Origin of the sequence: Kocuria palustris (assembly GCF_007666205.1) — a bacterium.
Taxonomy (GTDB): Bacteria; Actinomycetota; Actinomycetes; order Actinomycetales; family Micrococcaceae; genus Kocuria; species Kocuria palustris_A.
In genome coordinates this window covers 1-11,800 of the sequence record NZ_VDOR01000003.1, presented here as the reverse complement: position 1 = coordinate 11,800, position 11,800 = coordinate 1, and the positions used below count along the sequence as shown (strand labels likewise).

The window sequence follows — 11,800 nt, the reverse complement described above, 5'->3', positions numbered from 1 at the left end:
CCGGCGCGGGTGATGCCGCGCCGGGGGCCGGAACAGGAGTCGCACATGGACGGGGATCGCAGGGCAGCCATCGACGACGGACGCACGCGCCCGTCGCGCCCGCCCGCCCCGGCCGCCTCGGCGGACCCGGCGGCTCCTGCCCCGCCCGAGCAGGCCCGTGCCGGCACGCGCCCCCGGGACGACTCGGGCGAGGCCATCCGCCGGCGCACCGAGCAGATCCAGTCCGAGGAGCTGCAGCGCGCCGCTCGCCGCCGCGGAGGCTCCTCAGCAGGCGGCACCCACTGGGTGGTCCCGGCATCGCGGCCGGTGTTCGGCCGCGCCGTGTTCCCGGGCCGCTCCGAGCGCACCCGCTCGACCCTGTCCTATCTCTCCGGCGCCTCGATCTCGTCGTCCCCGCTGATCGAGCCGCTGCTGCGCACGGTGCGCGAGAACGCGCCGGACGAGGACCTCTCCGTGCTCCAGCGGGCGTTCGCCGTGGCCGATGAGCGCCACCAGGGCCAGCGGCGCAAGAGCGGCGACCCGTACATCACCCACCCCGTCGCCGTGACCACGATCCTGGCCGAGCTGGGCATGACGGGCCCGGTGCTCGTGGCCGCGCTGCTGCACGACACGGTCGAGGACACCGACTACTCCCTCGAGCAGCTCACGGAGGAGTTCGGGGAGGAGGTCGCGGCGCTCGTCGACGGCGTCACGAAGCTCGACAAGGTCCAGTACGGCGAGAACGCCCAGGCCGAGACGGTCCGCAAGATGATCGTCGCGATGGCCAAGGACATCCGGGTGCTGCTGATCAAGCTCGCCGACCGGCTGCACAACGCCCGCACCTGGCGCTTCGTGTCGCAGGAGTCCTCCGGGCGCAAGGCGCGCGAGACGCTCGAGATCTTCGCCCCGCTGGCGCACCGGCTGGGCCTGAACACGATCAAGTGGGAGCTCGAGGACCTCTCCTTCGCCGCGCTGTACCCCAAGATCTACGAGGAGATCGTGCGGATGGTCGGGGAGCGCCAGCCCCAGCGCGAGCGCAGCCTCGCCCAGATCCGCGCGCTCGTGGCCGAGGACCTCGAGAAGGCGGAGATCGAGGCGACGATCACCGGGCGCCCCAAGCACTACTACTCGATCTACCAGAAGATGATCGTGCGGGGGAAGGACTTCGACGAGATCCAGGACCTGCTGGCCGTGCGGGTGCTCGTGGGCACGGTGCGCGAGTGCTATGCGGCCCTGGGCGCGCTGCACGCGCGCTGGCGGCCGCTGCCGGGGCGGTTCAAGGACTACATCGCCATGCCGAAGTTCAACATGTACCAGTCGCTGCACACCACGGTGCTGGGGCCGAACGGGCGCCCGGTCGAGATCCAGATCCGCACCCACGACATGCACCAGCGCGCGGAGTACGGCGTCGCGGCGCACTGGAAGTACAAGGCCTCCGGCGCCGCCGACGGGCCCGCGGCCAAGGCCAGCTCGGATGACATCGGCTGGCTGAAGTCCCTGGTCTCGTGGCAGGACGAGACGCGCGACTCGACCGAGTTCCTGGACTCGCTGCGCTACCAGATCGACACCAAGGAGGTCTTCGTCTTCACTCCCAAGGGGGACGTGATGGCGCTGCCCGTGGGCTCGACGCCGGTGGACTTCGCCTACGCGGTGCACACGGAGGTCGGGGACAAGACCATCGGAGCGCGCGTCAACGGCAAGCTCGTGGCCCTGTCCTCCGAGCTGCAGCACGGCGACTGGGTCGAGGTGCTGACCTCCAAGTCCGAGGCGGCCGGGCCGTCGCAGGACTGGCTGAAGTTCGTCTCCTCGCCCCGGGCGCGCAGCAAGATCAAGCAGTGGTTCTCCAAGGAGCGGCGCGAGGAGGCGATCGAGCGCGGTCAGGAGTCGCTGACCCGCGCGCTGCGCAAGCACCACCTGCCGCTGCAGCGCACGGTCACGCAGGAGGCCCTCGTGGCCGCCGCGCACTCGCTCAACAAGGGCGACATCGCCGAGCTGTACGAGGCGATCGGGACCGACGCGGTCACGGCCCGCCAGGTCGTGGACCTGCTGGTCGAGTCCGCCGGCGGGGAGGAGGGCTCGGCCGAGGAGATCGACGACGCCGCGACGCCGATCCAGCCGGCCCGCTCGCGCGTGCTCGACGCGGGAGTGGCCGTGGACGGCGCCAGCGACGTCTACGCCAAGCTCGCCCGCTGCTGCACCCCGGTGCCGCCCGATGCCATCGTCGGCTTCGTGACCCGCGGGCAGGGGATCTCGGTGCACCGGGCCGACTGCTCGAACATCGCCGCGCAGAAGGAGCCCGAGCGCGTGGTGAAGGTCCACTGGGCGCCGACGCAGTCCTCGGTGTTCCTGGTCGAGATCCAGGTCGAGGCCCTGGATCGCACCTCGCTGCTCACGGACGTCACCCGGGTGCTGGCGGAGAACCACGTCAACATCCTCTCGGCCAATGTCTCGACCTCCACGCAGCGCCTGGCGATCTCGCGCTTCGCCTTCGAGATGGGCGATGCCCGCTACCTCAACCACGTGCTGAACCAGGTGCGCCGGATCGACGGCGTCTACGACGTCTACCGCACCTCGGGCCAGCGCAGGCTGTCCACCGCCGAGGCCTGAGCCGTCTCGGCCGCCGCCTCAGCCCGGGACGGCCAGGCCGAGCTCGCGAGCGGCCCGCCGCACGGCCATGACGCCGCGCTGCCGGCCCGGCAGGCGGGTGCGCTCGCGCAGCAGGGACACCACCGCGTCGGGCTCGACGTCCAGGTGCGGGGCCCACAGGATCCGGCGCAGCGCCGCGGCCGAGCCCTCCCCGTCCCAGCACGCCAGGTCGGCGGCCGTGCGCACGGGCGTGGTGACCAGGATGCCGTGCAGCCGGTCGACGTCCTGCGGCTCGTGCAGCAGCTGCCGGACCTCCCACGGGACGCCGCCCGCCCGAGGATCGACAGGGCGCATGGTGGTCCGGCGCCGGCGGTGGACCATGAGCTGCAGGCGCTGCGGAGCCGGAGCGCACGAGAGGAACCACGCCGCCGTCGTGCGATGCAGGACGGCGTGGGCCAGCACGGCCTCCGGCAGGACGGCCCGCAGCGCCTCTGCGCGATCCGCCCGCGTCACCGGCAGCAGGCGCGGGGCGCAGACGTCGCCGAGCAGGGGTGCGGCCAGCCGATCCCGGATCAGGGCCGTGCGCTCGAAGGAGGACAGCCCCGCCCAGCCCGCGGCATCCCCCGCGGCGAAGGCCGGCCCGGGGAGCTCGTCGCCGGCCGGCGGGCGCGACGCCGCCGGGGTGCGGCGCAGCAGCGGATGGGTCATGTCCCGCAGTCCACACCAGCCCGCTGCGCCGCGCGGCCTGCGAGCCGCGGCTGTGGACAGGCCGACGGCCCCCGACCGCAGGGTCGGGGGCCGTCGAGGACCCGGGCTCGCCCGGCGGGCGCCCGGGCCGGCCGGCTCAGAGCGAGGCCGCGGAGCGGCGGATCATCTCCAGCATGGACTGCGCGCTCTCGATCTCCTTGTCCAGCTTCTCGGCCCTGGCGGAGTCGCCGGCGGCCTCGGCGGCCTGCTTCTTGGCCTCCAGGTCGGCCAGCTTCTCCTCGGCCTGGGCGGTCATCGCGTTCGAGCGGACCTCGGTCTGCGAGGCGGCCTTGATGCGCCCGCCCGAATCGGCCTCGCGGACCGCGTCCTCGACCTCGCCGAGCTCGTTCTCGATGCGCTTGAAGTCGCCGCGGGGGACCTTGCCGATCTCCTCCCAGCGGGCCTGGATCGAGGACAGCTTCTTCTTGGCGGCCTTGGCATCCGTGACGGGCAGCAGCTCGCGGGCCTCCTCGACCAGGGCCTGCTTCTGCTCGAGGTTGGCCTGGAACTCGCGGTCGACCTGCTTGTCGGCCTCCTTGCGGGCGCTGAAGAACACGTCCTGCGCGGCGCGGAAGCGGGCCCACAGCGCGTCGTCGTCCTTGCGCCCGGCGCGCGGGGCGGCCTTCCAGCGGTCCATGAGGTCGCGGTACTTGCCGGAGGTGGGGCCCCAGTCGGTCGAGTGCTGCAGGGCCTCGGCCTCGGCGATCAGCTTCTGCTTGGCCTTCTTGGCCTCGGCATTGCGCTCGTCCAGCTTGGAGAAGAACGCGCGCCGGTGCCGGTCGAACGTGGTCCGCGCGCCGCGGAACCGCTTCCACAGCGACTCCTCGTCCTTGCGGGACAGGCGGTTGCCGGACTTCTGATGGGCCTGCCACTTCTCGAACAGCTCGTTCATGCGCGCCGTCGAGGACTTCCACTGCGTCTTCTCGGGGTCCTGCGCAGCGACCTGCTCGGCCTCGGCCACGATGGACTCGCGATAGGCCAGGTTCTCGGCGCGGGCGGCATCGGCGGCGCGGCGGTGCTCGGCCTCGAGCTCCTTGATGCGCGGCCGCAGGGCCTCCAGCCGGGACTCGAGCGAGCGGACATCGCCCACGAGCTTGCGCTCGCCCAGCTGGCTCAGGACCCGGTTGAGGCTGCGGGTCAGATCCCCGGCGGGGGCGCCGGCGGCCACGCGCTGCTCGAGCAGCTCGACCTGGGTGCGCGCCTCCACGAACTTCTTGGCGAAGTAGGCCAGGGCCTCGTCCTTCGGGACGTCCGGGACCTGACCGGCCAAGACCTTCTCGCCGTCGATCAGCAGGTGCACGCTGCCGTCGTCGTCGACCTCGCCGAAGGGGCGGGCCTCCTCGAGCTGCTCGGGCGTGACCTCGGCCCCGGCGGGCGTCCCGGCGGCCGGTGCCGACGACGCGGGCGCGGCGCCGGGCGCCTGAGGCGCGGCGGTCGCCGGGCTCGGCGCCGGGGCCGCCTCCGTCGGCGCGGGAGCGGCCGCCTCCGCTGAGTCGTGCTCCGTGGAGGCCTGCTGGGCCGCGGTCTCGGCGGCAACGGGCCGCGGCTGGTGCGCCTCGGCCGGCTCCTCGTTCGGGGACTCGGCCTCCGGGGCGGGGACGGTCGTGGCGGCGGGCTCGCCCTCGTCGGTGTCCTCCGCCTGGACCGCGGCCTCCTCCTGCGCTGCCGCGGCCTCCTCGGCGGCCACGGCGTCGGCGGTCTCTCCGGCCACGTCCTCGCCGCGGGCCTCGGCCTCGGCCATGCGGTTCTGCTCCTCCTCGGCCAGCTCCGCGGCCGTCGTCCCGCCCGCGGCCGACTGCGCCTGGGCGGCCTCGGCGTCGGCGGACGCCTCGGCGACCGCGGAGTCGGGATCGGCGGCCGCTTCGGTCGCCGGAAGGAGGTTGTCGTCGGATTCGAGACGCTCAGTCACCGCTGGAACTCTTTCGCTCGTGCCGACACGCGGTCCCGGTCGGACCGGGGGCGCTCGGCAGCCTGTCGTCGTCCTGCACCGGGGTGCGGGACGCTGTACGGCGCCCATCGTACCGAGACCCCGCCGCAGGGCGTCGAACGCGCACGGCCCCCGGGGGGGGGGCGGCCTGGGCGTCTGCGGCGGAGCCGAGGGCAGGTCGGCGGCCTGCGGGACCGGCACCGCTGCCGCGGACGTCGGCGGCCGCGGCGCGCGCCTAGGATGGAGCCGATCCGCGTGCCCCGACCGGGGCGGCAGACCGGCGGATCCCCGACGACCTCCAGGAGACCGTGCCCCATGGCCAGCAAGACCTCCCTCTCCGGCTTCCCCGAGTGGCTCCCGCAGGAGCGGCTCGTGGAGCTGCACGTGCTCGACACGCTGCGGGAGACCTTCGAGCTGCACGGGTTCTCCTCGATCGAGACCCGCGCCGTGGAGACGGTCGACCAGCTGCTGCGCAAGGGCGAGATCGACAAGGAGGTCTACGGCGTCTCCCGGCTGCAGGAGGACGAGGACGGCGGCTCGCAGGAGGGCCGGCTGGCCCTGCACTTCGACCTGACCGTGCCGTTCGCCCGCTTCGTCGTGGAGAACGCCGGGCACCTGACCTTCCCCTTCCGCCGCTACCAGATCCAGAAGGTGTGGCGCGGGGAGCGCCCGCAGGACGGGCGCGCCCGCGAGTTCACGCAGGCCGACATCGACGTCGTGGGAGACGGGGCCCTGCCGTTCCGCTACGACGTCGAGATGGCCCTGGTGATCATCGACGCCCTGTCGAAGCTGCCGATCCCGGACTTCGTCCTGCGGGTGAACAACCGCAAGCTCGCCGAGGGGTTCTACCGAGGCATCGGCCTGGACGACGCCCCGGCCGTGCTGCGCGAGATCGACAAGCTCGAGAAGATCGGCGCCCAGGCCGTGGCCGCCAACCTCGTGGAGCACGTGGGCGCCACGCAGGAGCAGGCCGATGCCGCCCTGAGGCTGGCGGGCATCCGCACCGAGGACGCCTCGTTCGTCGAGCAGGTCCGCGCGCTGGGGGTCCAGGACGAGCTGCTCGAGGAGGGCCTCGCCGAGCTCGAGGAGGTCGTCTCCGAGGCCGTGCGCCGCGCCCCCGGGAAGCTCGTGGCCGACCTGTCGATCGCCCGCGGGCTGGACTACTACACGGGCACGGTCTACGAGACCGTCCTCGTGGGCCACGAGAAGCTCGGCTCGATCTGCTCGGGCGGGCGCTACGAGTCGCTGGCCTCGACGGGCAAGCGGAGCTACCCGGGCGTCGGCCTCTCGGTCGGGGTGACCCGTCTGGTCTCGCGCATCCTCTCGCAGGGCCTGGCCGAGGCCTCCCGCGCCGTGCCCACCGCCGTGCTGATCTCGCTGGTCGACGAGCACTCCTGGTCCGAGGCCCAGGACGTCGCCGCGCAGCTGCGTGCGCGCGGCATCGCCTGCGAGGTCTCCGCGACGGCCGCGAAGTTCGGCAAGCAGATCCGCTACGCCGATCGCCGCGGCATCCCGTTCGTCTGGTTCTCGACCCGCGACGACTCCGGGGCCGTCGCCCACGAGGTCAAGGACATCCGCTCGGGCGAGCAGGTCGCGGCCGATCCGGCGTCGTGGACCCCGCCGGCCGCCGATCTGCGCCCGACGGTCGGGGCGCCGCTCAGCCCCGCCGGCTGAGCACGGCCGCCCGCCCGGCGAAGCCCACCGCGAAGACCGCGAGCATCACGACCACGGACTGCCACGGCAGCGTGAAGGCCAGCAGCAGGCAGCCGATCAGGCCCACGATGTTCAGCGCCCTGGGCGCCCAGCGCGGGCGCTCGCGCAGAGTCAGCGCCGAGAGGTTCGCCAGTGCGTAGTAGACGAGCACGCCGAAGGACGAGAACCCGATCACCGTGTGCAGGTCGGTGAAGGCGATCAGCCCGATCACGAGCATCGCCGTGGTGAGCTCCGCGGCCCAGGGCACCTTCCGGTCCGAGATCCGCCGCAGGAAGCCCGGCAGATCCCGCTCGCGCGCCATGGCCAGCGAGGTGCGGGAGATCCCCGCGATCAGCGCCAGGAGGGCGCCCAGGGCGCCGGCCGCCGCAGCGACGGCCACCGCCGTCGCCAGCGCGGCGGCCGCGCCGTCGCCCAGCCCGAGCCGGACGGCGATCTCCTCGGAGGCGCTGACGAAGGGCGCGGGCGACACGGCCAGCCCGCCCGCGCCGAGCAGCCCCAGCAGCAGCCCCGCGAGCACCAGGTAGACCACGAGCACGAAGGCCAGTGCGCCCAGGATCGCGCGGGGGATGCTGCGCTGCGGATCGCGGACCTCCTCGCCCATCGTGGCCACGCGGGCGTAGCCGGCGAAGGCGAAGAAGAGCAGACCGGCCGCCGTCAGGACGCCCGGGAGCTCGGCGGCGCCGGCCTCCGGACGGGGCGCGGCGCCGCCGACCGGGCCGATGCTCAGCGCGGCCGCGCCCAATCCGGCCACGACTGCCAGGATCAGCAGCACGACGCCCACGAGCAGCCGCGTCAGGCCCGCCGTGCGGGTGATGCCGCCGAGGTTGACGCAGGTCAGCGCCGCGATCGCGGCCACGGCGACGCCGCGGGCGACGGCGGCGCCGTCGTCGATCCCCAGCGCAGCGGCGACGTAGAGGCCGACGGCCATCGACATGCCTGCCGCGGAAGCGGTCTTGCCGGTCACGAAGCCCCAGCCGGCGGCGAACCCGGCCCACGGCCCCAGCTGCCGGTTCGCGTAGACGTACGCGCCGCCGGAGGCGGGGTGGACCATGGCCAGCTGGGCCGTCGAGGTCGCGTTGCACCATGCCACGACGGCCGCCAGCAGCAGCGCGGCGGGCAGCAGGGCGCCCGCGTGCGCGGCGGCCGGAGCGAACGCGACGAAGACGCCGGCCCCGATCATCGAGCCCACGCCGATGATCGCGGCATCCGCGGTGCCGAGCCTGCGGGCGAGAGAGCCGTCCGCCGAGCCGTCCGGACCGGGGGACGCGGAGGCGGCGGGCGGCGGAGCGGGGGAGGACATGGATCTCCTGGATCGTCGGCGGCGCCGAGGGTCCGGGCCTGCTGCCCGGCTTGTAGACTCGGCCCGGACGAACGTACAGAGCCCCGGTGAACCCCCTGTGAACGGGGGCTGCGGGGCGTGCTCGGGCCCGAGCGGCCGGGAGCCTGTGCGCCCCGGACATCGATGACCCCGACCAGAAGGAAGTCCTACGTGCTGCGCACTCATCGACTCGGCGAGCTGAACGCCGAGCTCATCGGAGAGACCGTGACCCTGACCGGCTGGGTGGACCGCCGGCGCGATCACGGCGGCGTCGCCTTCCTGGACCTGCGCGACGCCTCCGGCGTGGCCCAGGTCGTCGTGCGCGACGAGGAGGACTTCCACCCGCTGCGCAACGAGTTCGTGCTCCAGATCGAGGGCGCGGTCGAGCGCCGCCCCGAGGGCAATGAGAACCCGAACCTGCCCACCGGCGAGATCGAGGTCATCGCCGAGACCGTCACGGTCCTGAACACCGCCTCCCCGCTGCCGTTCCAGATCGACGAGCACGTCGAGGTCGGCGAGGAAGCACGGCTCCGGTACCGCTACCTCGACCTGCGCCGCCCCGAGCCCGCGCGCATCATGCGCCTGCGCTCGGAGGCCTCCCGCGCGGTGCGCGAGCTGCTCCACCAGCGGGACTACCTGGAGGTCGAGACCCCCACGCTGACCCGCTCGACGCCCGAGGGCGCTCGCGACTTCCTGGTCCCGGCCCGCCTGGCGCCGGGGTCCTGGTACGCGCTGCCGCAGTCGCCCCAGCTGTTCAAGCAGCTGCTGCAGGTCGGCGGGCTCGAGCGCTACTTCCAGATCGCGCGCTGCTACCGCGACGAGGACTTCCGCGCCGACCGCCAGCCCGAGTTCACGCAGCTCGACATCGAGGCCTCGTTCGTCGAGCAGGACGACGTGATCGAGCTGGGCGAGGCGATCGTCAAGGCGCTGTGGAGCCTCATCGACGTCGAGGTCCCCACCCCGATCCGCCGCATGACCTACGCCGAGGCCATGGAGAAGTACGGCTCGGACAAGCCGGACCTGCGCTTCGGCCTGGAGCTGGTGGAGCTCACCGAGTACTTCCGCGACACGCCCTTCCGCGTGTTCCAGGCCCCGTACGTCGGGGCCGTGGTCATGCCCGGCGGCGCCGACCAGCCGCGGCGCACCCTCGATGCCTGGCAGGAGTGGGCCAAGCAGCGCGGTGCCAAGGGCCTGGCCTACATCCTGATCAAGGAGGACGGCGAGCTGGCCGGCCCCGTGGCCAAGAACATCACCGACGAGGAGAAGGCCGGCCTGGCCGCCGCGACCGGCGCCGAGCCCGGCGACTGCATCTTCTTCGCCGCCGGCGAGGCCAAGGCCTCCCGTGCCCTGCTGGGCGCGGCCCGCGTGGAGATCGGCCACCGCACCGGGCTGATCGACCCGGACGACTGGGCCTTCGTGTGGGTCGTGGACGCTCCCATGTTCGAGCCGGCCTCCGACGCCGTGGCCTCGGGGGACGTCGCGGTGGGCTCCGGCGCCTGGACGGCCGTCCACCACGCCTTCACCTCCCCGCGCCCGGAGTACCTGGAGACCTTCGACCAGAACCCGGGCGAGGCGCTGGCCTATGCCTACGACATCGTGCTCAACGGCACCGAGCTCGGCGGCGGCTCGATCCGCATCCACCGCCGCGACGTCCAGGACCGGGTGTTCCGCGTCATGGGGCTGTCGGAGGAGGAGGCCCAGGAGAAGTTCGGGTTCCTGCTGGACGCGTTCTCCTACGGCGCGCCGCCGCACGGCGGCATCGCCCTGGGCTGGGACCGCGTGATCGCCCTGCTCGCCGGGGCGGAGTCCATCCGCGAGGTCATCGCCTTCCCCAAGACCGGCAACGGCTACGACCCCCTGACCGCCGCCCCGGCGCCCATCACCGCGCAGCAGCGCAAGGAGGCCGGCGTCGATGCCGAGCCGGAGCCCAGGGCCGAGAGGGCCGCCAGGGCGGAGGACGTCCGGGAGGATCAGGGCGAGCAGCCCAGCGCGCCCACCGAGGGCTGACCCCTGGGCGTCTCGGCGGGACGCACGCATCCGCCGCAGAGACCGGCCGGAGAGAACGGGAGAGATCGCATGGCTGAGCAGGACATCATCCTCATCCACGGGACCTGGGGCAGCGGCGAGGGCTGGGGCGAGTTCCCCGACGAGCTGCGCCGCCTGGGCCTGCGCGTGCACACCCCCACGCTGCGCCACCACGGGACCCCGCAGGACGACGACGTCTGGGAGCTGGCCGACCGCGTGCGCACCGTGGGGCTCAGCGACTACGTCGACGACCTGCAGCGCGAGGTCGAGGCCATGGAGACCGCCCCGATCATCCTGGGCCACTCCCTGGGAGGCCTGATCGCCCAGCTGCTGGCCGCCCGGGTGCCGAACGCGGGCGTGGTCCTTCTCTCGACGGCGCCGAGCCGCGGAATGTTCGCGCTGTACCCGTCGATGCTGCGCCTGTGGGGCCCGCACGCCCTGACGTGGCTGCTCAGCCGCCCCATGTTCCCGGTGCCGCTCGAGACGTTCCGGCGGCGGATCGCCAACGTCCACTCGGACGAGGACACCGCGCGGCGCCATCGCACGCAGTGCGCCGAATCGGGCCGGGCCTACCGCGAGATGTGCCTCTGGTTCCTGGATCCGGCGAGGTCCGCCGAGGTGGACGCCCAGGCCATCGACGCGCCCGTGCTCGTGGTCGGCGGCACCGAGGACCGCTGCGTGGATCCCCGGGTCGCGCGGGCCACCGCGCGGAAGCTGGGGGACCGGGCGCAGCTGCGGATGATGCCCGGGGCGGATCACGAGATGGCCTCCGGCGAGCACCTGCCCGACACCGTCCGCCTGATCGCCGAGTGGGCCGCGGCCCAGGGGCTGCTGCCCGGCCGGGCCGAGGGTCGCTGAGCCCCGCGCGGCCGCGCCCGTGATGGACTGACGAGCATGCGCATCATCCTGCAGAGAGCACGCGGCGCCGCCGTCACGATCCCCGGTCCCCGCGGGACCGAGACGGTCGGGTCCTTCGACGGCCCGGGTCTGGTCGCGCTGGTGGGGGTCACCCACGGCGACGACGCCGAGACCGCGGCCGCCCTGGCGGAGAAGACGGCCGGGCTGCGGATCATGGCCGACGCCGAGCGCAGCGAGGTCTCGTGCCTCGATCTGGGGGCGCCCGTTCTCGTGGTCAGCCAGTTCACGCTCTACGCCGACGTCCGCAAGGGCCGGCGGCCGTCGTGGTCGCAGGCGGCCCCGGGCGATGTCTCCGAGCCGATCGTCGCGGCCTATGCCGAGCGGCTGCGGGAGCTGGGCCTCGAGGTGCCCACGGGTCGGTTCGGAGCGGACATGCAGGTCAGCCTGGTCAACGACGGCCCCGTGACGATCGTCGTGGACTCCGAGGAGCTGAACCGGCCGCGCCGCGGCTGAGCAGCCGGACGCAGCCGCCGATGGCTGTGCGCGGCCTGCGCGCGGCTGCGGTGTCGGAGGCCGTCCCTAGTTGTAAGAGGGCATGACGTTATTGGCAGGGGCCGGGACGCGTGAGGCCGGGGGATGATCGCCAC

General features: G+C 73.5%; 8 protein-coding genes. 5 read left to right on the top strand and 3 right to left on the bottom strand.

The window, feature by feature from the left end:
• Positions 1–45: 45 nt before the first annotated feature.
• Complete coding sequence (locus FSY66_RS04270) at positions 46–2,586, top strand: RelA/SpoT family protein (protein WP_144791614.1); 2,541 nt, start codon at positions 46–48, stop codon at positions 2,584–2,586.
• Positions 2,587–2,604: 18 nt separating this feature from the next.
• Here FSY66_RS04270 and FSY66_RS04265 read toward each other — a convergent pair whose 3' ends face one another.
• On the bottom strand, positions 2,605–3,273 hold the full coding sequence (locus FSY66_RS04265) for a hypothetical protein (RefSeq protein WP_144791612.1): 669 nt from the start codon (positions 3,271–3,273) through the stop codon (positions 2,605–2,607).
• A 136-nt stretch (positions 3,274–3,409) separates the two neighbouring features.
• Entirely contained in the window at positions 3,410–5,221 is a 1,812-nt protein-coding gene (locus tag FSY66_RS04260) for a DUF349 domain-containing protein (protein WP_144791611.1), read from the bottom strand.
• Between the two features lie 333 nt (positions 5,222–5,554).
• On the opposite strand from FSY66_RS04260, the gene hisS reads away from it, so the two are divergent.
• Entirely contained in the window at positions 5,555–6,913 is a 1,359-nt protein-coding gene (gene hisS, locus FSY66_RS04255; protein ID WP_144791609.1) for a histidine--tRNA ligase, read from the top strand.
• On the opposite strand, the gene FSY66_RS04250 is transcribed toward hisS, so the two are convergent.
• Positions 6,897–8,252, bottom strand: a complete 1,356-nt coding sequence (locus FSY66_RS04250; RefSeq protein ID WP_144791607.1) for an APC family permease — start codon at positions 8,250–8,252, stop codon at positions 6,897–6,899. The genes hisS and FSY66_RS04250 overlap by 17 nt on opposite strands.
• Before the next feature lie 189 nt (positions 8,253–8,441).
• Between FSY66_RS04250 and aspS the strand changes: the two genes are divergently transcribed.
• From aspS to dtd, 3 genes are all read left to right on the top strand, one after another.
• Complete coding sequence (gene aspS / locus FSY66_RS04245) at positions 8,442–10,277, top strand: aspartate--tRNA ligase (protein WP_144792137.1); 1,836 nt, start codon at positions 8,442–8,444, stop codon at positions 10,275–10,277.
• A 69-nt stretch (positions 10,278–10,346) separates the two neighbouring features.
• Positions 10,347–11,153, top strand: a complete 807-nt coding sequence (locus FSY66_RS04240; RefSeq protein WP_144791605.1) for an alpha/beta hydrolase — start codon at positions 10,347–10,349, stop codon at positions 11,151–11,153.
• A 36-nt stretch (positions 11,154–11,189) separates the two neighbouring features.
• Positions 11,190–11,666, top strand: coding sequence for a D-aminoacyl-tRNA deacylase (dtd, locus tag FSY66_RS04235; protein WP_144791603.1), 477 nt, complete (start codon positions 11,190–11,192; stop codon positions 11,664–11,666).
• The last annotated feature ends 134 nt before the right edge of the window (positions 11,667–11,800 follow it).

Coding starts and splice junctions, on each gene's coding strand:
- FSY66_RS04270 (WP_144791614.1), top strand. CDS start 46: ATGGACGGGGATCGCAGGGCAGCCATCGACGACGGACGCACGCGCCCG.
- FSY66_RS04265 (WP_144791612.1), bottom strand. CDS start 3,273: ATGACCCATCCGCTGCTGCGCCGCACCCCGGCGGCGTCGCGCCCGCCG.
- hisS (WP_144791609.1), top strand. CDS start 5,555: ATGGCCAGCAAGACCTCCCTCTCCGGCTTCCCCGAGTGGCTCCCGCAG.
- FSY66_RS04250 (WP_144791607.1), bottom strand. CDS start 8,252: ATGTCCTCCCCCGCTCCGCCGCCCGCCGCCTCCGCGTCCCCCGGTCCG.
- FSY66_RS04240 (WP_144791605.1), top strand. CDS start 10,347: ATGGCTGAGCAGGACATCATCCTCATCCACGGGACCTGGGGCAGCGGC.
- dtd (WP_144791603.1), top strand. CDS start 11,190: ATGCGCATCATCCTGCAGAGAGCACGCGGCGCCGCCGTCACGATCCCC.